This is a genomic window from Orbus sasakiae, from assembly GCF_039542345.1.
GTDB classification, from domain to species: Bacteria; Pseudomonadota; Gammaproteobacteria; order Enterobacterales; family Orbaceae; genus Orbus; species Orbus sasakiae.
Genome location: NZ_BAABHY010000001.1, coordinates 1,690,268 through 1,713,143, shown reverse-complemented (window position 1 = coordinate 1,713,143; position 22,876 = coordinate 1,690,268). Strand labels below are relative to the sequence as shown.

Genomic DNA, 22,876 nt, shown 5'->3' with positions numbered 1-22,876 from the left:
TGTCTGATTAAACAACTATTCTCATGCAATGTCTTTATTACTATCACGTAGCTTACGTTTATTTTATTTTTACACGATTTTAGCAAAAAAATACCCGATGCGTTTAAGCATCAGGTATTGGCTTACACCGTTTTAACTTAACATACATCTATTACAATTAAAAAGTACTGCTTTTATAAAACACTCACCCTATGGGTGATAGGGTGAGTCGATTTATGTTAATGAGACATGGATGTTTTTACGCCACCTTCTGGTACTGGGACATAAGGTGTCTCTTTATCGGTTCTCTCTTTGTTATTGCGAACTTTAAGTGCCGTTCGAATACCATAGAAAATAATGCTATATACGACGATTAAGAATAAAATGCTGAGTCCGGCATTCGTGTAATTGTTAATCACGATATGGTTCATATTGCTAATTTGCTGTGTGGTGAGCGTTGGATCTTCAGCAATACGACGATTGTATTCTTTCGCTAAGTATAGGAAACCTTCTAATTGTGGGTTGTCGCTAAATAGTTTCAGACCAAGAGCCCAAGTTGTACAAATCAATAGCCAGATAGCCGGTATAACCGTTACCCAAATATATTGTGCACGTTTCATTTTGATGAGTACAACGGTTGCTAAGACTAATGCTACCGCTGCTAGCATTTGGTTTGATATACCAAATAGAGGCCATAAACTTTTCACTCCTCCGAGTGGATCAACAACGCCTTGATAGAGTAAATAACCCCATAAACCCACGCAACCTGCTGTCCCGATAATACCGGCAATCAGTGAATCCGTTTTTTTCAAGAAGGGTACAAAGTTACCTAATAAATCTTGAAGCATAAAGCGGCCAGAACGTGTACCGGCATCAAGTGCAGTTAAGATAAATAACGCTTCAAATAAAATCCCAAAGTGATACCAAAAGCCCATATCAGCACCAGGTAAAATTTTATGGAAGACATGTGCAATACCGACAGCTAGGGTTGGAGCACCACCTGCTCTATTTAGTACTGAAGGCTCGCCGATATCTTTGGCTGTTTGCAGTATCTCTTCAGGTGAAATAGTAAAGCCCCATGAACTGACTGTTGCAGCAGCGTGTGCTGTAACATCTTTTAGTTGTTCCATAATTAATGGTGCCGCTTGCGGATCACCTAAATTATGTAAATTCGGCATGGTAAAACCAAGTCCGGCAGGAGGCGTATTCATGGCAAAATATAGGCCAGGTTCAATGATTGATGCTGCAACTAAAGCCATAATTGCAACAAACGATTCCATTAACATTGCACCATAACCAATAAAACGGGCATCTTTTTCATTAGCAAGCAGTTTTGGTGTTGTCCCTGAAGCGATTAATGCATGGAATCCGGATACTGCACCACAAGCGATAGTGATGAATAAGAATGGCATTAATGCCCCTTTCCAAACCGGACCTGTACCATCAATATATTGGGTAACTGCAGGCATTTTAAGATCAGGATTAATAATCACAATACCAATCGCTAAACCGACAATCACACCAATTTTTAAAAAGGTTGCTAAATAGTCACGAGGTGCCAAAATTAACCATACGGGTAGTAGGGCTGAGATGAAAGCATAACCAACTAATACATAAGTAATGGTGGTGTCTTTAAATGTTAATGCAGGTCCCCAATATGGGTCATGTGCGATCACGCCACCGAACCAAATGGATAATACCAGTAAAACAATACCAATGACAGACACCTCAAGAACGCGACCAGGACGAATAAATCGCATGTAAATTCCCATAAATAAGGCGATAGGTACGGTTGAACATACTGTAAAGACACCCCATGGGCTTTCAGCTAAGGCTTTAACCACGATTAATGCAAGTACGGCTAAGATGATTAACATAATCAAGAAACAACCAAATAGTGCAATTGTTCCTGGAATTTGCCCCATCTCTTGTTTGATCATTTCACCCAGTGAAGAGCCATTACGGCGAGATGAAAGGAATAATACCATAAAATCTTGTACAGCACCGGCTAACACAACACCAGCAAGCAGCCATAAAGTACCTGGCAAATAACCAACTTGCGCAGCCAGAACTGGGCCAACTAATGGGCCAGCACCTGCGATTGCCGCAAAGTGGTGACCAAATAAAACATATTTATTGGTCGGGACATAATTTAAGCCATCGTTGTTAATAACGGCTGGTGTGGCTCGGGTTGGGTCGAGTTGCATGACTTTATTCGCGATATAAAGGCTGTAATAACGGTAAGCCACTAAATAGACTGACACCGCTGCGGCAACAATCCATAGCGCGCTGACATGTTCACCGCGTCTTAATGCTACTACTGCTAAACAACATGCACCAATAAATGCCAGCAGCACCCATGGTATATGCTTCAGATATTTGTTATTCATTATATTTTCCTTAGATACTAGAACAATTAATTTCTAAAATTAACCAACGCTATAGTAAATAAGCTAAGAACTGAAATATATTGTGATTTAACTGACTGGTTAAATAGTTAAAGTGAGTGGTTTAAAACTGGGGATAAATGGTTTTACTATCTTGTTATTTAGTCGTAACTTTATGCTCAAAGCTTAATAGTACTTTTATGAGGATTGGATTTATTCGTATAGTGGTAGTCATATGCAATCAAATCGGTCAATTAGGATATCTCGAATAAATCAATCCCATATTTTTATTTTCAATAGATTGAAAGAAGTGGATCACGATTAAATAAAATGTCACTTAGACAAGCCCTAGCTGTTCTTTTAATGGTTTTAAATAGCGGCGACTGACGGGTACCGACGCGCCATTTGTTAAGATAATATCAGTGTGACCAGCTTGATCAAAACGAATCTCTTTCAGTTGTTTAATATTTACTAAATATTGGCGATGGCAGTAAATCAGAGATGTTTTATCCTCTAATGTTTTAAGCGTCAGTTCGGTAAAGTATTCACAATTATCTTTATTAAAAACATAAACACCGCTTGCCCTAGAATTCACATAATAAATATCATCGGGGTTGAGTAAATAGATTTTATTATGACCAGTACTTGGAATATATTTTAATTGGTGACTACTATCAAGGCGCGTTACATCTTGTTTACTTGGGCTGTTCAATAACCGTTGTATTGTTTTATTCAAACGTCCCGATTCAATTGGTTTGAGCAGATAATCAAATGCTTGTTCCTCAAAAGCTTTAATTGCATATTGTTCATAGGCAGTCAAAAACACAATATGCGGCATGTGCTCTGGGTCTAGCATGCTGAGCATCTCAAGACCACTGATTTTTGGCATTTGGATATCCAGAAAAACCACATCAGGATTGACACTATGTATGGTTTTTATTGCCTCAAATGCATTGCTACATTCAGCAACAATATGGATATGTTGATTTTGATTAAGCAGACAGCGTAAATTTTCACGAGCAAAAGGTTCATCGTCTACTATCATGACATTTAGCATCAATTTTTATCCTTTTCCATTGGTAGTGTCAAAATTACACGGGTATAAATATCAGGCTGGCACTCAATTCTCATTCCGTATTGTTCTCCATAACGGATTTGAATACGTTTATGTACTAGGTTGATTCCCAATCCTTGGTTATCTTTAAACGCTTCACGATAATTACCCGCATTATCTTCAACTTCAAGTGTTAATAAATCATGTAGTTGGTAAGCTCGAATCGTCACCACGCCTTGCCCAAGCATTTGTGATACGCCATGCTTTATGGCATTTTCTACTATCGGTTGAAGCGAAAATGCGGGTAAATGTGCACTTTCTAATTTGCTAGGGACATTGATTATAATATCTAGTTTATCCATAAAACGCAGTTTTTCAATTTCCAGATAGGCTGTTATGTGATCGAGTTCATCTTTTAGTGTTACTATTTCTTCTGGTCGCTTCAAATTTTTACGGAAAAACGTCGAAAGATTTTGAACTAACTGAGAGGCTTGTTGTTCATCGCGTCGAATCACAGCAAGCAAAGTATTTAAAGCATTAAATAAAAAGTGAGGGTTAACTTGGGCATGTAATAGTTTAATTTCTGTTTGTGACAACATTTGCTGATAACGTTGGTTTTGCCCTGCTAAAATTTGTGCTGAAAGTAAGCTTGCAATACCTTCGCCTAAAGTCCGATTAATCGTACTAAATAAGGTATTTTTAGCCTCATAAAGCTTAATCGTACCCACGACTTTATTATTCTCACCTCGTAATGGGATGACCAATGTTGACCCTAATCGACAATGTTTGTTGATAGAGCATTGATAAGGCTCATGAATACCATCTAGATACTTTACTTCATCATCTTCAATCGACTGTAGTGTCGCTTTTGAGGCGATAGGCGTGCCGGGTAGATGATGATCACTTCCTATACCGATAAAGGCTAAGATTTTATCGCGGTCCGTAATTGATACTGCACCAACACCAAGTTGCTGATAGATAATATGTGCAACTTTAGTGCTGTTTTCCTGATTAAAGCCATTACGTAATAGCCCCTCTGTACTTGCTGCAATACTTAATGCTTTAGATGAAAACGCAGAGGTGTATTTTTCAAACATGGCTTTGCGGTCTAGCAATATTCGCATGAACATAGCTGCACCAACACTATTGGCGACAATCATAGGCGCAGCGATACTTTGCACGGCATGAAGCACAACATCAAATGGTTTAGAAAAGAGTAAAATCATCACCATTTCTAATGACTCCATTAAAATGGCTAAGATGGCAATTAACAGTGGATTATAGATAAGATCAACACGGCCTTTCTTCATTAAAACATAATGAACCAGACCACTAATGAGTCCAATTAAAATTGTTGAGATCATACACATTTCTGCGGTTATTCCACCTAATGTGTAGCGATGTATTCCCCCAGTTAGACCAACCAAGAGCCCAACATAGGGACCGCCCAACAACCCACCTAAAATTGCCCCCGTTGCACGCGTGTTAGCAATGGTGTCTTCAATATGTAGGCCAAAATAAGTTCCCATGATACAAAAGAAAGAGAAGATGACATAACACAATAATTTATGCGGAAGATGTACTGTCACTTGCATAACAGGAATAAACAATGGTGTTTTACTCAGTAAATAGGCAATAACTAAGTACACGCACATTTGTTGTAAGAGTTGTAATATTAAATTAAATTCAAACATATTTGTCTTGTATAATTTGGTTACACGCTAGCGACAGATTCTAACTTACGATAAACTATTAAGCTAATTTATTGTATAGCAAGATAATCAAATGAATAAAAAAGACGAGATAAATCTTAAAAACAGCATGATGACATCTGAAATTATGCCTGATGGCCGACCTCGCCGTCAGATTCGTAGTTTTGTGTTACGTCAAGGGCGTCTAACAAAAGGTCAAGAGCATGCATTTCATGCTTTATGGCCAACGTTGGGAATTGACTATCGTGCAAGTCTAATTGATTTTACACAGATATTTAATAATCAAAATCCCATTACGTTAGAGATAGGTTTTGGTATGGGAGCTTCTTTTGTTGAGATGGCAACTGCCGCGCCACAGGAAAATTTTTTAGGTATCGAAGTGCATCAGCCTGGTGTTGGGGCCTGTTTAATGGCTGTGCAACAAGCTGAACTAAGTAATGTCAGAGTGATGTGCCATGATGCGGTTGAAGTACTTAACAATATGATTCCTGATAATTCATTAGCTAAAGTCCAAATCTTTTTTCCCGATCCTTGGCATAAAGCTAAACATAATAAGCGACGCATCATACAACCTGAATTTGTACAGTTATTAAGGCAAAAGCTCACTATCGGTGGAGTGCTACATCTCGCAACAGATTGGAAAAATTATGCAGAACATATGTTGGAGGTTTTAAACAGTGCAAGTGGCCTTGTTAATTTATCGGGAGATGGCATGTATATTCCAAGACCTGACTATCGGCCATTGACTAAATTTGAAAATCGTGGCTTAAATTTAGGGCACGGTGTATGGGATTTACAATTTGAACGCATTGACTAGTGTTAGTCATTATTGCTTTAAATAACTAAAATGGGAGAGGGTCATATGGCATTGTTAAAACGATTAGTGTTTTTATGCTCAATAGTATTGATGTTAGCGGCTTGTACTACTCAGCAAGCAGGAAAAATTAGCGCTTTTTCAGTTTATAACCCAAATAATAACGCGATTTTTCCAGTTACTTCGACGATTTTTTATAATCAATATGAGGCGATGTTAGTCGATGCCCAATTTACCGTACAAGATGCGCAGCATATTGTTGAAAAAATTCAAAAAAGTGGTAAACCTCTAACATTAATCTATATTAGTCATAGTGATCCTGATTTTTATTTTGGTCTTGATACAATTTTAAACGCTTATCCCAATGCACGTGTCGTGGCAACACAAGCAACCGTTGATAGAATTAAACAAACCAGTACTGATAAATTAAAGTATTGGCGTAGCCAATTAGGTAAACAAGCTCCAACAAAGATTGTTGTGCCAAATATATTAGCGAATGATGTGGTTTATTTTGGCGATGAAGTCTTTGAAATTAAAGGTCATGATGCATCACATACTTATCTTTGGTTACCCTCAATGAAAATGATTGTTGGAGGGGCTCTTTTATCAAACAATATGTATGTTTGGACTGCTGATGCCAAAACACCACAAGCTCGCTTAAATTGGGATAGTACGATTGTTGATATGCTGAATTTACAGCCACAAGTAGCTATTCCTGGTCATTATCTAGGTCCGCAGCCACAAGGTATTGAGGCAATTGATTTTACTCATCAGTATCTCAAAACATTCGACTATATATTATTAAGTCGAAGTTCAGTAAATGATGTAATAAGCAGTATGAAAAAGCTTTACCCTGATCTAGGTGGGGAGATTAATCTTGATATGAGTACAAAAATTACGTTAGGTGAGATGAAATTTGATTAGTGTTTCAGTATAATTAGCCCTACCATTGGGTGGGGTTATTGAGCTCGGTTCTATTGATGGTAAAACGTTTCAAGTACGCACTCTTCAATCTGTTCTAAATGCCGCTGACCACTTTGGCTGTGTAGCGGTAGTTGGCGGTTTTCGACATTCGTTGCCATCGTCGATAAAGAATCCCCCATCATTAGCGCAGCGGCGCCAGCTGCAAGATCGATACGATTCCTCTCTGCACTTCACCTAATGCTTAAGATCGATTTTTACCATTTTATAATGTGATCAAATGGGCTAATTCTTGTTTATTTTTCATTAATAACTGTTGATAACTAAACAGAATACGTGACGACGCGAAACCGCAATGTTAGACCATTTAATCAATGTATTATGTATAATTTGAGCAACGTCTGATAATCCCGAGTTGGTCGATAGGGTGACGACATCAATCACTTTTTTGTGGCTGGATTGATAACTTTCTCAAAACGATCAGTGTGACTCTCTATCCATTGCCTATTAACATTATTTTTAATTTTTCTGATCTGACTCATTGTTTTTCTCTAATTAAGTAGCACAGATAAAATGTCAGTCTAGTTATATCGTAAGTCAGAATCTTTTTTGTGATGAGCGTAACTTTTTGATACTTGATGAATATACTTTGACTATTTTTTGATTTTTTTTTGAATTTAAGATTTTTAATAAGAATAAATGAATATATTTTGATTCTTTTTGTTAGCGTTTTATATATTCTTGATAAATAATTTATGGCAGAATACAGAAATTAAGTATATGTACATACTAAATACAGACTGAAAAAGTTTATTTTTATTCATCTCAAGAGCGAAGCAAAATATGAAAGAAAAAAGAATTTATCAAATTGCTGATTATATTCAATCGATGGGGGTCGTATCGATGGATGAGCTATGTGAACATTTTGCGATTTCGATGAGTACATTGAGACGTGATATTAATATTTTGCTCAGTCAAAATAGCGTACAAAAAGTATACGGTGGGGTCGCTTCAAAAGAGCATGGACTGATTCCATTTGAAAACCGCGATACGATTAATAAATCAGATAAATCACTAATCGCAAAAAAAGCAGCTCAGCTTATTGATTCAAATGAATTAATTTTTATTGATTCAGGTACAACAACACGCGATATATTAAAATATCTACCTGAAAAGGTGACTAAGTTAACCATTTTAACGAATAACTTAGATGTCATTAATGATGTTGCCGATAGACCCGACATTAGCCTGCTTGTGCTTGGTAATATTTTTAAACATTCAACGCGCTCTTTTGTGGGTAATGATACGCTTGATATTATTGAAAAGTATAATATTAATAAAGCTTTTATGGCTGCAACAGCCGTATCGATTGAAAATGGCTTAACTAATTCTGATATACAGGAGTATGAGTTAAAAAAACGTATTGTGCGTAAAGCGCATCAGGTTTATTTATTAGCTGACGCATCAAAATTTGACCATGCGACATTACTCACTTATGCACAATTAACGGATTTATCTGCTATTGTGACCTCTAAGGCGATTCCTGAGAAATATCGGCATTATTTTGAAGACCATAACATTGATGTTTTTTTATGTAAATAGCCCTATTATTACATTAAAAAGTTTTATTCAAAACGTTAACTTGCAGTGAAGTTTGAGTCTTAAATGCTGGATTATTATTGTTTATATGGATTTATTAAATCCGAGAAAACACTCTAAATCAGCACAATTTATATATTAAAATTGTTCGCTATAAAGCATAATTGAAAAATTATTTTGGCTATTTTTATTAAAAGGCTATGTTATGAATAATTCAACAATTGACTTACTTTGTCGCCATCGTTCCATTCGTGCTTATTTATCGACAGCCCTCTCTGACGAGCAAATTGATTGCATATTTAAAGCGGCACAAGCTGCATCAAGTTCAAGTTTTTTACAATGTTCTACTATCATTCGCATCACAGATCAGGATAAGCGCCAACAATTAGCACACGATGCAGGTGAGCAATCTTATGTCATGAGTGCACCTGAATTTTGGGTATTTTGTGCCGATTTTAATCGACATCATCAGATTGATTCTTCAGTCAATTTAGGTAAAGCAGAGCAGCTATTACTAGGTTGCATTGATACTGCAATCATGGCTCAAAATGCAGTAGTCGCTGCGGAATCATTAGGGTTAGGTTGCGTGTATATTGGTGGTGTCCGTAATCATATTGACCATGTAACAACCTTGTTAAAGCTACCGCGTTATGTTTTACCGTTGTTTGGGCTATGCATAGGTTATCCCGATCAAAATCCTGACCCTAAACCGCGTTTACCAAGATCGTTAATATTTTTTGATAATGAATATCAAATGATGGATAAGACTATATTGAGCCAATATGATCAACAGATGAGTCAATATTATTCAGAACGCCCAACAAATCAAAAACCGGGTGGTTGGAGTGATAAAATTCCTACAACGATTAATAAAGAGCAGCGAGATTTTATGCTTAGCTATTTACATAAACAAGGGTGGATTACGAAATAATGGACGCGCTTGAACTGCAACAAGTGATTGTATTTAGTCGACACGGTATTAGAACTCCTTTACCAAATACGATTAATTTTTTAAAAACAGTGACGCTAAAACATTGGCCTAGTTGGGATTGTCCAGCGGGGTATTTAACCACTCGAGGTGGTATATTAGAGAGTTATTTTGGTGATTATTTTATTAAATGGTTAGCAAGCAAACACTTGAAGCTCTCGGCAGAAGATGTGTTTGTGTATGCTAATAGTCTCCACCGCACTGTGGCTACGGCACAATATTTCACGCTCGGTGCTTTTTCGGGTTTAGATATTCCTGTTAAGCATAAATATCCTATCGAAAGAATGGATCCTATTTTTAATCCCATTATTCATAATGATTGTGCCGACTTCAAAAATGGGTTGATTGATAATATTAGACAATTTACGGGGTCATCACAATTAATTGAAAAACTCGATGAACAGTTAATACCTGCCTATCGATTACTGGCGAATATTTTAGATTACAAGCACTCTTCACTTTATCAACAGTATCAATGTGAGTTTGAACAATTACCGACTATGATTGATTTTGTTAAAAATGATGAGCCGATTTTGAATGGTCCTCTTGCTATTGGGACCGCGGTTGCTGATGCTTGGACCTTACAATATTATTCGGCATTTGCAAAACAGGATATTGCATGGGGGATGATAAATAGTCATGAACAGTGGAAAATAATCACTGATATTAAGAATCAGTATATTAATTTATTATTTAAGTCACCAACATTATCTCGGCATATTGCCAAACCTTTGATTACATTTATCGCATCACTATTTGAATCTCAACAACATAAATTTAGTTTGCTTGTGGGACACGATAGCAATATTGCCGCATTTCTTGGGGCATTAGGATTTAAAAATTATCAATTGCCTGAGCAGTGTGAAACGACACCCATTGGTGGTAAAGTTGTGATGTGTCGTTATTATGATCGTCATGTTGACCAGCACTATTTTAAAGTTGAATATCTTTATCAGTCGTTTGAACAAATTCATCTCGGTGTACCATTGACAGCCAATAATCCACCAAACCATATAACATTAACCCTTTCTGATAAAGCACCTAATTCGCAAGGGATGTATTTATGGCAAGAGATTAAACAACGCGTTACACATTATCTATCTGACGAGATTTAATAAGACCGTCGTTTATAAAAGAACACATTTTTACACTGGACTTGTGTATACTATTAAATTAATTAACCATGTGAATTTGGATTGGATAAATTGTGTCACTACCCGTGTTAGATCATTCATTGATTTTCCCTTCTCCACATACCGCACTGAGTGAACCCAATGGTTTGTTAGCAGTGGGAGGCGATTTATCTTCTCATCGATTACTTGCAGCTTATCAGCACGGTATTTTCCCATGGTTTAGTGAAGATGAGCCAATTCTATGGTGGTCACCTGACCCGCGAGCAGTTCTGAATCCAACCCAGTTCAATGCTAATCGTACGTTTAGAAAATTCTTAAATAAATGTCACTATGAAGTAACAATGAATACACATTTTTCTGCTATTATTCAAGGATGTGCAACTTTTCATGAAGATACATGGATTACAGATGAAATGATCGACGCTTATATTGAACTTCATCAATTAGGCTTTGCTCATTCAATTGAAGTTTGGCAAAATAATCATTTAATTGGTGGGTTATACGGTGTCGCTCAAGGTGCTTTGTTTTGTGGTGAATCGATGTTTAGTCTTAAAACAAATGCCTCTAAAATTGGTTTATATGCCTTCGCGCTTCATTTTGCTCAAAATGGCGGTCAGCTAATCGATTGCCAAGTGTTAAATGAGCATACCGCCTCGTTAGGCGCATATGAAATACCGCGCGACACTTACCTGTCTTATTTAAAACAGTTACAAAACCGTATCATTAATCATGATTGTTTTAGTCAGCAATACATTGACTATCACTAAGTGATGGAGAACATAAGTTGAACGCTATAAAAAAAGTATTAGAGTCAGTGACATTCTTAATCATAACACTGGGTATGTTTTCTTTTTTAGCTTTTGCTGATGATGATAATATCATCGAAGTTACTGATGCGGTAGCGGCGCCCCAAACAGAACAAATCATCACTAAAACGGCATTTTCCTTGATAGGAGACCCTAAATACTCGTCTGATTTTACACATTTTGATTATGTGAATCCTAATGCTCCAAAAGCGGGTCGTATCACACTTGCCGAAATCGGTTCATTCGATAATTTTAATCGTTATGCAAGCCGAGGCTCAACAGAGCGTAATACTGATATGATTGATGAATCACTCTTTAGCCAATCAAGTGATGAGTTAACGAGCTATTACCCATTAATCGCCACATCAATTACCTATTCAGATAAATATCAGTGGGCAGAGGTAACGATAAATCCCAATGCCTATTTTAGCGATGGCGTACCTATTACGGCAGAAGATGTCGAATTTTCATTTCACAAGTTCATGACAGAAGGTGTATCTCAATATAGTGTCTACTATGCTGGTGTCACAGTTAAAGCCATTGATAAAGATCATGTACGGTTTGAAATTCCTACCCCCAACCGCGAACAACTACTCAGTTTTGTGGGGAATTTTAAAGTCTTAGCTAAACATTTTTGGCAAGATAAAAATTTTGCAGAGCCGTTAACAACGCCACCTATTGGTAGCGGCCCTTATGTTATTAGTCGCTATAAATTAGGTCAATATGCTATTTATCAGCGAGATCCTAATTATTGGGCAAAAGATCTTCCTGTCAATCGCGGTAGTTATAATTTTGATGAAAAACGTATCGATTATTATTTAGATGATAGTGTTGCATTAGAAGCTTTCAAAGCCGGAGAATATGATTTTAGAGCGGAAGGGCAGCCTAAAAATTGGTTTACTCAGTATCAAGGCACTTACTTTGATAATCATCAAATCATTAAACAACAAGATGAAGTTAAAAGCGCAGTTAATGCTCGTTGGTTAGCATTCAACCTTGAAAGGCCAATATTTAAAGATGTTAAAGTTAGACAAGCTTTAACACTTGCTTTTGACTTTGCGTGGCTTAATCATGCTTATTATTATGATAGTTATAAGCAACCAATGAGTTTTTTTGAAAATACAACTTATGCCGCTGTTGGTAAACCTGACCCGATGGAATTAGAGTGGTTAGTGCCTTATGCCGATATTATTCCTAAAGCAGCTTTTAATGAGGCATATCATATTGATGCCAGTGATGGTAACGGTTTTAATCGTCAAAATTTATTAAAGGCAAGAGAATTGTTACTCGAAGCGGGTTGGATTATTAAAAATAATCAATTAATCAATCAAACATCAGGTCAACCTTTTGAGTTTGAATTATTAACCTATATGGCTTCAGATATTAAATATGCGATTCCTTTTCAACAAAGTTTAGCTAAATTAGGGATCACGATGACTATTGCATCCGTCGATTACCCTCAAATCAACCATCGAATGCGTGAACGCGATTACGATATGATGCCGACCCTCTATTATGGTATTGCTTATCCTACGTCTCAGTTAAAAGTGATTTGGGGTAGTGAATATTTAAGTTCAAGTTGGAATTCGTCGGGTTTACATAATCGAGCGATTGATGAATTGATCGAACAAATTCCTCATTATATTGATGACCAACAAAATTTAACTGCATTGGCTAGAGCATTAGATCGTATTTTAACTCATGAATATCCCATGATTCCAATGTGGTATCCTCGTTATATTTATTACGCGTATTGGAATAAATTTATGAAACCGCAAACTAAACCACGGTATAGCATTGGGCTCGATACTTGGTGGTATGATGCTGATAAAGCAACGCAGTTAACCAAAAATAATGAGTAGTAAGGATTATCACATATGTTAAGTTATCTTATTCGTCGATTATTACTGATTATTCCTACATTATTGGTTATTTTAACGATTAATTTCTTTATTGTACAAATCGCTCCAGGTGGGCCGGTTGATCAAGCCATTACAATGTTGGAAATGGGGCCGCAATCCAGTTCTGGTTTATTACCCGGCAGTGAGATCCAAAATGTTAGTGATCATAATCCGTTATATCGTGGTGCCAGAGGGCTCGACCCTCAAATTATTGCCGAGATTGAAAAGCAATATGGTTTTGATAAACCGATATGGCAACGTTATTATGAGACAGTAAAAAACTTTATCTGTTTTGATTTCGGCAACAGCTTTTTTAAAAGCGAATCGGTTGTTGGCTTAATCATTAAAAGTTTACCGGTTTCAATTTCATTGGGATTGTGGAGTACATTACTTATCTATTTTATTTCCATTCCGCTTGGCATACGTAAAGCAGTAAAAGATGGCTCTAAATTTGATTTTTGGTCCAGTATTATCATTATTATTGGTTATGCTATTCCGTCATTTTTATTGGCAGTATTATTAATTGTGCTTTTTGCAGGGGGAAGTTATTGGGATATTTTTCCATTAAGAGGGCTTGTGTCAGCAAACTTTGATCAACTTGATATATGGTCAAAAATTAAAGATTATTTTTGGCATATTTGTTTACCAACAATTGCAATGGTGATTAGTGGCTTTGCGTCGTTAACTATGTTAACTAAAAATTCATTTTTAGATGAAATTCGTAAACAATATGTGGTGACAGCCAAGGCAAAAGGACTGAGTAATAAACAGGTGTTATATCGTCATGTTTTTCGTAATGCGACTCTTTTAATTGTTTCGGGTTTTCCTGCTGCCTTTATTGGAGTCTTGTTCACGGGAGCCTTACTTATTGAAATTATTTTTTCGTTAAATGGACTTGGTTTACTCGGTTATGAAGCTATCATCCAGCGCGATTATCCGGTTATTTTTGGATCACTTTACATTTTTACTTTAATTGGGCTAATCACAAAACTGATTACGGATTTGACTTATATGTTAATCGACCCTCGTATTGATTTTGAGGCACGCTAATATGGTCACTCAACACGCTTTAAATCGGCAGGCAAAACCGCTTTCAATAAACCAAATGCGTATAAAACGTTTTAAACAAAATCGACGTGGTTATATTTCATTATGGATTTTTATTATCTGTTTTATTATGAGCTTATTTGCTGAATTTTTTATTAATAATAAACCAATCATGATTAAATATCAGGATCAGTTCTATTTCCCAATTGTAAAAGATTATGTCGAAACCGATTTTGGTGGTGAATTTTCGACCACAGCCAATTATTTGGATCCAACCATTAGCCGTAAAATCAAGCAAGATGGTTTTATTATTTGGCCACCATTTCGTTATAGTTATAACACCTTAGTTTATAATACCAAAACAACGTTTCCGACGGCACCATCATCACAAAATTGGTTAGGAACAACTGATGCAGGTTTCGATGTACTCGCTAATATTGTATATGGTTTTAGAATTTCGATATTTTTTGCCATACTATTAACATTGATCACGTCGGTCATTGGTATTTTTATTGGTGCAATACAAGGCTACTATGGCGGTAAGGTTGATCTTGTCGGACAACGTTTTATTGAAATCTGGAGTGGTTTACCGGTACTTTTTGTGATCATTTTATTATCCAGTATTATGCCTTTAAGCTTTTGGTGGTTATTAGCCATTACTGTATTATTTGGTTGGATGGCATTAGTTGGCGTCGTTCGAGCTGAGTTTTTAAGAACACGAAATTTTGATTATATCCGTGCAGCAAGAGCCCTTGGTGTGAGTGACAGTAAAATTATGTTTAAACATATTTTACCTAATGCCATGGTGGCAACCTTGACCTTGTTACCTTTTATTTTATGTGGCGCCATTTCAACATTAACATCACTTGACTTTTTAGGGTTTGGTTTACCACTAGATGCACCATCATTAGGTCGGTTACTATTACAAGGTAAAAATAATTTACAGGCACCATGGCTTGGGATCAGCGCCTTTTTAGTCATCGCGACATTGTTATCATTACTCATTTTTATTGGAGAAGCGGTACGTGATGCCTTCGATCCAAATAAAGGAGGTTTACGATGAATCAACCTTTATTGTCGATTCGTGATCTGAGTATTGCGTTTGAGCATAATCCTGTTGTTAAACAAATCGATCTCGATATTCATGCATCAGAAACCGTTGCCCTAGTCGGCGAGTCTGGGAGTGGTAAATCGGTTACCGCATTGTCCATTTTACGTTTGCTTGATGAACATCTGGTAAATTATCCCTCAGGTGAAATTTGGTTTGAAAATAAAAATTTACTAAACGTTGATGAAAAATCGATAAGACAAGTTCGCGGTAATCAAATAAGTATGATTTTCCAAGAGCCGATGTTATCGCTGAACCCTTTACATACCATCGAAAAACAGTTGAATGAAGTTTTATCTATTCATCGTGGTATGCGTACAAACCAAGCACGAACTGAGATTATTGAATATCTTGACCGCGTTGGCATTAAAAATGCCAAGCAGCGTTTAAATAACTATCCACATCAGCTGTCTGGTGGTGAAAGACAACGCGTGATGATTGCAATGGCCATTTTGACGCACCCTAAATTACTGATTGCAGATGAACCAACAACGGCATTAGATGTATCGGTTCAAGCTCAAATTATTCAGTTGCTTAAAGAACTGAAACAAGAACTCAATATGAGTATGTTATTTATTACCCATAACTTATCCATTGTGAAACAAGTCGCCGATAAAGTGGCTGTAATGAATAAAGGTCAAATTGTAGAATTCAATAATCGACAACGCATTTTTTTAAGACCGCAACATGAATACACTCAATTATTGTTGAATTCACAGCCACAAGGCGATCCTGTTGCTCTCCCTAAAGAACCTGGAATTTTACTGAATGTTAATCATTTAAATGTCACAGTTAAAACAGGTAAAGGCCTATTTAAAAAGCAAAAAAGGATGTTAATTGATAATGTTGGTTTTGCTATACATCAAGGTGAATGTGTTGGATTGGTGGGGGAGTCAGGTTCTGGTAAAAGCACAACCGCTTTAGCTATTTTACGTCTTATCAAATCGACGGGTGAAATTGTATTTGATAGTAAACAGCTCTCAGATTTAAGTCAGCGAAAACTTTTACCATTCCGTAGCAGAATACAGGTTGTTTTTCAAGATCCTTTTTCATCACTTAATCCTCGATTTAATGTAGAACAAATTATTAGCGAAGGGTTATTGACGCATAAAAAAATGACTGTGGCACAACGAGAACAGAAAGTGATTGATATTATGCAAGAAGTGGGTCTGGATCCAAATAGCCGACATCGCTATCCTATGGCGTTCTCTGGTGGTCAAAGACAACGTATCGCGATTGCAAGAGCGTTAATTTTGGAACCCGAATTATTGGTTTTAGATGAACCGACTTCTTCCCTCGATCGTACAGTACAATTGCAAATTATTCATTTATTGAAATCGTTACAACAGTCACATCAATTAAGTTATTTATTTATTAGCCATGACTTATCCGTTGTTTATACATTTTGTCACCAAGTCATTGTTATGCAAGAAGGTAAAATTGTAGAGCAAGGTAGTCGGGATAAAGTGTTTAATGATCCCGAGCAAGCTTATACTAAAAAATTGTTGTCATTTTTAGATAGACCCGTTAAAGCAAAACCAAAACTGAATCCGAATTATCATCCACAGCCGGTAACGACACCACGTAAAAAAGATCCCAATAAAGTGAATTGGAGTGATGCATTGCTGATAAGACGAGAGGATTGATTCACGTTGCATGATAATTGCATTTTTTCTAGCGATTAAAGTTTAATCATTTTGTTTATTTATTTAGCAGAAATAGCAAATTTCCGTGATAGTTATCACAAAAAATAGCCAATTACATACAATTTTTACTGTCAAACTGGCTATTACTGATTAGATAAATTTTATAAAGTTAAATAAAATCATATAATTGAGTTTTTATTGATTTTATTGTAACTACTAATAGTTTGAACTCAATCACATTCTATTTTTTATGGTGTGATGGCCATCACAAACTCTCACTCACACGCTCTGCATAATATTCTCACTTAATGACCCCTAGTGAGAGATTATGTATGAGTATCATTTTCAATTCATCGCTAATTGCACTCAATGTTGTATGTCAAACACCTGAGCAGGTGATTGAAAAATCAGGACAACTTTTGTTTGATGCAAAGCTCTGCTCAGCGGATTATATTACTGCGATGAAACAAGTCTACCACGAATATGGTGCCTATATCGTGCTTGATCATGGTATTGCTATGCCGCATGCCAGACCTGATCGCGGTGTTTTAGCTAACGGATTTTCAATAATGACACTTGCACAACCTGTTAGCTTTGGGCATCCCGAATTTGATCCGGTACATGTTGTGATTAGTATCGCCAGTCAACAGTCTTCTAGTCATCTAACAATGATCCAACTTATTGCAAATTTAATCGAACAGGGCATCGTAAAAGTCGCGATGCAGGCAACAACACAAAAATATTTATTTGATTTTATTCATCCACTTATAACTGAAGAGAAATAAGAGAGGTTTGCTATGTTAAGAATTCGTGCAGTGTGTGGTAATGGTATCGGTAGCTCATTAATGGCAGCGAATCATGTTAAAAATCTATGTAATGAATTAGGTATTAAGGCTGATGTCGCATCGATTGATTTTGCAAATGCCGTAGGTGAAAGGGCTGATCTCTATGTCACGATTAAAGATTTAGCAAGGCAATTTCCTGATCAATCAAAAGTGGTTGTTATTCGCAGTTATGTTAATAAGAAACAGATTGCCGAAGATATTACCGAAAGATTACAACAACTAGCCGCCAATCAATAATCCTATTATCTTATGAGGTTTACTATGCAAGCTTTACTTTCATTCTTAACCGATATTTTTAGTCAGCCAGCATTCTTGATGGGTATCATCGCATTTGTTGGATTAGTCGCACTACGCTCACCATTTAACAAATTATTAACTGGGACATTAAAACCTATTTTAGGTTATTTGATGTTAAGTGCAGGGGCAGGTGTCATTGTGAGTAATTTAAATCCACTCGGTGATATCATTGAAGCAGGATTTAATATTCGAGGTGTGATTCCAAATAATGAAGCGATTGTTTCTGTTGCTCAGCAAATGCTAGGTGTAGAGACAATGAGTATTTTGTTACTAGGTTTTATTATTAATCTCATTATTGCTCGCTTTACTAAATATAAATACATCTTTTTAACTGGACATCACTCATTTTTCTTAGCTTGCTTATTTTCTGCGGTTTTACAAGCAGCGCATTTTTCTGGCTGGTGGTTAATTGCGATTGGCGGCTTTTTATTAGGTTCATGGTCCGCTATTTCCCCTGCAATTGGTCAACGCTATACCAAACAAGTGACTGATGATGGTGGCATCGCAATGGGGCATTTTGGTTCCTTAGGCTATTATTTGTCGGCTTTTATCGCTAAGCGAGTGGGTAATAAAGCAGACTCATTTGCGGATACAGAAATTTCAGAAAAATGGGGTTTTTTACGTGATACGACTGTAACAACAGGGATTATCATGGTCATTATTTACTTAATTTGTAGTTTAGTGGCTGGTACCCAATACATGAAAACGATTACCGAACTTAACCCGCTAATCTTCTCGATTTTATGCGGTCTACAGTTTGCCGTTGGTGTGGCTATTGTTTACAACGGTGTTCGTCTTATTTTAGGTGATTTGGTGCCCGCTTTCCAAGGGATTAGTCAAAAAATTATTCCAGATTCAATTCCAGCTGTTGATTGTGCTGTATTTTTTACGTTTAGCCCAACGGCAGTCGTGGTCGGTTTTATTTGTTCATTCATTGGTGGTTTAGTTGGGATGTTTATACTTGGTGGTGTTGGAATGGCCTTGATTATTCCAGGGATGGTTCCTCATTTCTTCTGTGGTGGTACATCTGGTGTGTTTGCTGACAAATTGGGTGGTAAACGCGGCTGTATTATTGCTTCATTTATTGGCGGGATCTTATTAGCATTTCTACCTGCTCTATTATTGCCTGCTTTAGGTGAATTAGGATTCCAAAACTCAACGTTTGCTGATTTTGACTTTGCCGTATGGGGAATCGTAATTGGTAACTTGTTTACACAATTTGGTCAAATCGCTATTTATGCTATTTGTGTCGTATTACTGATTACGCTATTGCTACCATTTTGCTTTAAGTCAGTCAAAGTGGTGGGTGATACCAAAACGTTAGATGAATTAAATAAATCATCTAAATAGCATCTTCGATTGAGCTTAAAAATAAGCTCAATCTCCTAATCCATAACGTTTTATTACTAATGAAAATTGGTAGATAGGGTTTTTGTAACTAAATTAAAGATAGAGGCATCATTATGACAATACTTTCTGTTGGCTTTGCCTGTTACGATCAGTTTTTCTTTACTACAACTTATCCAAAAGAGAATAGCAAAGCATTTTCTTATGATTTTATAGAAAGTGGTGGAGGGCCTTGTGCTAATGCAGCTTATCTATTGGGATTGTGGGGTGAAAATATTTATTATATAGGCCATTTAAATAATGATATTTATGCACAAAAAATCGTTAGTGAATTTGACGAAGTTGGCGTCAATACTCAACACATTATCTTCTCAGATCAAATGATTACACCACTGGCATCGGTACTCGTTAATAACCAAAATGGTTCACGTACTATCGTGACGCGTAAACTTAATCTCCCACCACCATTAATCGATGCCGATAAAATTAAGCTTAATCAATTAGTCTCACATTTACTAAACAATGAACGTGAGTTGGCCATTTTAATCGATGGCCATGAACCCGAACTGAGCGAGTATCTTATTGAACAATTACCCCACGCTAAAGTCGTGATGGATGCGGGGAGTTTACGTGAAAGTAATTTGGATTTGGCAAAGTACACCGATTACTTGGTTGCCAGTGAAAATTTTGCTTTGTCATATGCTGGATTGGATACCTTTACTAGTAAAAAACAGATTGAAAGCACGTTAAAACAAATTCAGTCCATTACCAAAGGGAACGTTTTTATTACGTTGGGTGAAAAAGGCTGTGCTTATCTTGAACTCAATAAAGTAAAAATTATTCCCGCTTTTATTTGCCAGTCAATTGATACGACAGGAGCTGGAGATATTTTTCATGGCGCATTTATTTATGGTGTGAGTTATGGCTGGAGCATTGACGATACGATTTCATTTGCCAGCTTAGTTGCGGCGATATCAATTGAACGCAAAGGGGTGCGTGATGCTATGCCAAATTTATTTGAAATTAATAAAGCTGAAAATCGCTTTGAACGTAATTTAACCGACTATTTTAAATAGTTATTAATTAAATCTAAATTTATTACTGCTTAATTTTAAGCGTCTAAAGGAGTCCATTATGTTAGTCTCAATGAATGCTATGCTTAATCGTGCTTATCAACAACACTATGCAGTTGGTCAATTTAATATCAATAACCTTGAATGGGTTGCAACGGTATTAAAAACGGCCAAGCAAAATCGTTCTCCTGCTATTTTAGGGGTATCTGGCGGTACGATTAAGCATATGTTAGGATTCAAAACCATTAGTGATATTGTTAAAAATGCGATGGATTATCTTGATATTGATGTACCGATCGCGCTGCACTTGGATCATGGTCAAAGCTATGAATCTTGTATTGATGCGATTAAAGCAGGCTTTAGTTCAGTCATGTTTGATGGTTCGCATCTTCCCTTTGATGAGAATCTTGCTATTACACAACGTGTGGTGGATTATGCACATAAACGTGGCGTCTCAGTAGAGGCGGAACTTGGTACGATTGCAGGTAGTGAGGATGGTATTGTTAATTCACATGTCATTTATGCTGATCCACAACAATGTTTACAAATGGTACAGCAAACTCAGGTTGATTGTTTAGCTGCAGCACTGGGTTCAACACATGGATTGTATAAGGACAAAGCTAAATTAGGCTTTAAAGAGATGGAACATATTTCTCACCTTATCAATATTCCGTTAGTATTACACGGTGGAACGGGGATTTGTGATGAAGATATGCTTAAAGCAATCAGCTTTGGTACCGCTAAGATCAATGTTAATACTGAAAATATGTACACTTGGTGTGTTGAGGTTGAACGTCTTTTTGCAGAAAAGGGCGAACATGATATTAATGATCCACGTAAAGTCATTAATCAGGGTTTAAAACCAGTGGCAGATAAAATCAGTGAAAGAATGCGTTTATTTGGTTCTGTAAATCGTTATTAATCACTTCAACAAAAGGATTTTAGGGGTATCCCTAGAATCCTGTATTGATAAAAATCACTATAAAATCGTAAAAATTTGTTCATTAGGTAGACGTGATTTTGGACGTTGTGCATTGCTATCGTTAGCTGCTCGATAACCAATCGTGGCAACAACCACACTTTTTAAACCTTTTGCTTTGAGATCTAAAATTTCATCCATTTTTGCACTGTCATAGCCTTCAATGGCCGTTGAGTCAATGCCAATTGCTGCCGCAGCAAATAGTAATTGACCTAATGCGATATAAATTTGTTTACTTTCCCACTGAATTTGTGACTCAACTGTTGTGCTGTTCAGATTAACAAAATAGTGGCGGCCTTTGTCTTGTCCTTCTTTAAGATCTGCTGAAGGGTAGCGACCATCTTTATCTTCTTGTTCTAAAACATTGTGTAAATGCGTTTCATCTAAAGGGGTTTTTGCACAAAATACGATAGTGTGAGATGAATCAACCACTCTAGGAAGATTAAAATCTGGGATGGCTGGCACGATTTTTTGTTTCGCTGCATCACTTTCAATCACGATAAAATGCCAAGGTTGTGAATTAACAGATGACGGGGTATTTCTTAGCACGGCTAATAGCTGCTCGATTTGCTGTGCTGGGATTTTTTTACTTTTGTCATAATGTTTGGTGGTATAACGGTAATTCGAAATTTCAACAATATTCATGTCTTGGCTCCAGTTTAAGATTACATCTTTATTATAAGCACTTTAATGATAATTTAAATGAATATTTTTATTGATCCTCTTGCTTGTTTTTTGTGAAATGGGGAGACCTTTTTTTATGATAGCAAATCTCATCTCTAAATTAGCGAGATAAGTTTATAACATGGCTTTCTATGGAAGTGTATTTAAAATGGTGCGCAAATCATTCTCTCATAATCAGTCTAACTGACTATAGGTTGCTTGATGTGGCTAACGTGATAATGTTTAAATATTTTGCCTATCTATCTTTATACTCAATATCATCAATGTTAATTGTATTGGCTGAACAACGCGTACATTAATTAAACTTTTTCCTAGGTGCGTGTTCACACATGGTAACTGACTAGGCTGTACTCGATTTTATAAATGTTATTAACGAGATGACGTTTATGGCGCATCAATCTATCAAAATCGTTGTGTAAACCTCTTCTAATCAAAAGATATAAAAAGGTAAAAATATTTTATTTATAGAATAATCATAGGGTTGATTTTGATATGAGCCAAAGTATGGGGAAGGTTATGTAGACTGTCCCTGACTAAATACATTTAAAATGTGACC

19 protein-coding genes and 1 pseudogene are annotated in these 22,876 nt (G+C 36.5%); 15 read left to right on the top strand and 5 right to left on the bottom strand.

The genetic code is table 11. From position 1 onward, the window contains the following. Positions 1–218: 218 nt before the first annotated feature. The 3 genes from ABEA36_RS07505 to ABEA36_RS07495 form a co-directional block, all read right to left on the bottom strand. The gene (locus ABEA36_RS07505) at positions 219–2,369 is read right to left on the bottom strand and encodes a carbon starvation CstA family protein (RefSeq protein WP_345490467.1); all 2,151 of its coding nucleotides are present in this window, start codon (positions 2,367–2,369) and stop codon (positions 219–221) included. 334 nt (positions 2,370–2,703) lie between these two features. Next, complete coding sequence (gene btsR, locus ABEA36_RS07500) at positions 2,704–3,423, bottom strand: two-component system response regulator BtsR (protein WP_345490465.1); 720 nt, start codon at positions 3,421–3,423, stop codon at positions 2,704–2,706. Continuing rightward, the gene (locus ABEA36_RS07495; protein WP_345490463.1) at positions 3,423–5,114 is read right to left on the bottom strand and encodes a LytS/YhcK type 5TM receptor domain-containing protein; all 1,692 of its coding nucleotides are present in this window, start codon (positions 5,112–5,114) and stop codon (positions 3,423–3,425) included. Before ABEA36_RS07495 ends, btsR begins: the two co-directional genes overlap by 1 nt. 91 nt (positions 5,115–5,205) lie before the next feature. Here ABEA36_RS07495 and trmB point away from each other — a divergent pair, with 91 nt between their 5' ends. Next, complete coding sequence (gene trmB / locus ABEA36_RS07490) at positions 5,206–5,949, top strand: tRNA (guanosine(46)-N7)-methyltransferase TrmB (protein WP_345490461.1); 744 nt, start codon at positions 5,206–5,208, stop codon at positions 5,947–5,949. 45 nt (positions 5,950–5,994) lie between these two features. Next, positions 5,995–6,870, top strand: a complete 876-nt coding sequence (locus ABEA36_RS07485) for an MBL fold metallo-hydrolase (protein WP_345490459.1) — start codon at positions 5,995–5,997, stop codon at positions 6,868–6,870. A gap of 97 nt (positions 6,871–6,967) precedes the next feature. On the opposite strand, the pseudogene ABEA36_RS13265 reads toward ABEA36_RS07485, so the two are convergent. Then, positions 6,968–7,233: pseudogene (locus tag ABEA36_RS13265) on the bottom strand (aldehyde dehydrogenase family protein); the annotation flags it as partial. Between the two features lie 477 nt (positions 7,234–7,710). On the opposite strand from ABEA36_RS13265, the gene ABEA36_RS07475 reads away from it, so the two are divergent. The 13 genes from ABEA36_RS07475 (at position 7,711) to fba (ending at position 21,579) form a co-directional block, all read left to right on the top strand. Beyond that, positions 7,711–8,469 (top strand): DeoR/GlpR family DNA-binding transcription regulator, encoded by a 759-nt coding sequence (locus ABEA36_RS07475; protein WP_345490455.1) that lies wholly within the window; start codon positions 7,711–7,713, stop codon positions 8,467–8,469. A 202-nt stretch (positions 8,470–8,671) separates the two neighbouring features. Then, complete coding sequence (nfsA, locus tag ABEA36_RS07470) at positions 8,672–9,397, top strand: oxygen-insensitive NADPH nitroreductase (RefSeq protein WP_345490453.1); 726 nt, start codon at positions 8,672–8,674, stop codon at positions 9,395–9,397. Further along, complete coding sequence (locus tag ABEA36_RS07465; protein WP_345490451.1) at positions 9,397–10,569, top strand: histidine-type phosphatase; 1,173 nt, start codon at positions 9,397–9,399, stop codon at positions 10,567–10,569. The genes nfsA and ABEA36_RS07465 overlap by 1 nt, the downstream gene beginning before the upstream one ends. Positions 10,570–10,658: 89 nt before the next feature. Next, positions 10,659–11,354: a leucyl/phenylalanyl-tRNA--protein transferase gene (gene aat, locus ABEA36_RS07460; RefSeq protein ID WP_345490921.1), complete on the top strand. Its 696-nt coding sequence runs from the start codon at positions 10,659–10,661 to the stop codon at positions 11,352–11,354. A gap of 74 nt (positions 11,355–11,428) precedes the next feature. Then, positions 11,429–13,255, top strand: a complete 1,827-nt coding sequence (locus ABEA36_RS07455; protein ID WP_425571898.1) for an extracellular solute-binding protein — start codon at positions 11,429–11,431, stop codon at positions 13,253–13,255. Positions 13,256–13,270: 15 nt separating this feature from the next. After that, positions 13,271–14,344 carry a microcin C ABC transporter permease YejB gene (locus ABEA36_RS07450; RefSeq protein ID WP_345490447.1) on the top strand — a complete coding sequence of 358 codons (1,074 nt, stop codon included), beginning with the start codon at positions 13,271–13,273 and terminating at the stop codon, positions 14,342–14,344. Position 14,345: 1 nt separating this feature from the next. Next, complete coding sequence (locus tag ABEA36_RS07445; protein WP_345490445.1) at positions 14,346–15,404, top strand: ABC transporter permease; 1,059 nt, start codon at positions 14,346–14,348, stop codon at positions 15,402–15,404. Then, entirely contained in the window at positions 15,401–17,095 is a 1,695-nt protein-coding gene (gene yejF / locus ABEA36_RS07440) for a microcin C ABC transporter ATP-binding protein YejF (RefSeq protein WP_345490443.1), read from the top strand. Before ABEA36_RS07445 ends, yejF begins: the two co-directional genes overlap by 4 nt. Before the next feature lie 332 nt (positions 17,096–17,427). Next, on the top strand, positions 17,428–17,880 hold the full coding sequence (locus ABEA36_RS07435) for a PTS sugar transporter subunit IIA (protein ID WP_345490441.1): 453 nt from the start codon (positions 17,428–17,430) through the stop codon (positions 17,878–17,880). A 12-nt stretch (positions 17,881–17,892) separates the two neighbouring features. Further along, positions 17,893–18,177, top strand: coding sequence for a PTS sugar transporter subunit IIB (locus ABEA36_RS07430; protein WP_345490439.1), 285 nt, complete (start codon positions 17,893–17,895; stop codon positions 18,175–18,177). A 24-nt stretch (positions 18,178–18,201) separates the two neighbouring features. Continuing rightward, positions 18,202–19,587, top strand: a complete 1,386-nt coding sequence (gene ulaA / locus ABEA36_RS07425) for a PTS ascorbate transporter subunit IIC (protein WP_345490437.1) — start codon at positions 18,202–18,204, stop codon at positions 19,585–19,587. Positions 19,588–19,700: 113 nt separating this feature from the next. Further along, on the top strand, positions 19,701–20,660 hold the full coding sequence (locus ABEA36_RS07420) for a carbohydrate kinase family protein (RefSeq protein ID WP_345490435.1): 960 nt from the start codon (positions 19,701–19,703) through the stop codon (positions 20,658–20,660). Positions 20,661–20,718: 58 nt separating this feature from the next. After that, positions 20,719–21,579 (top strand): class II fructose-1,6-bisphosphate aldolase, encoded by an 861-nt coding sequence (fba, locus tag ABEA36_RS07415; protein ID WP_345490433.1) that lies wholly within the window; start codon positions 20,719–20,721, stop codon positions 21,577–21,579. A 57-nt stretch (positions 21,580–21,636) separates the two neighbouring features. Here the strand turns inward: fba and nfsB are convergent, their stop codons facing one another. Then, on the bottom strand, positions 21,637–22,281 hold the full coding sequence (gene nfsB / locus ABEA36_RS07410; protein WP_345490431.1) for an oxygen-insensitive NAD(P)H nitroreductase: 645 nt from the start codon (positions 22,279–22,281) through the stop codon (positions 21,637–21,639). Positions 22,282–22,876: the final 595 nt, after the last annotated feature.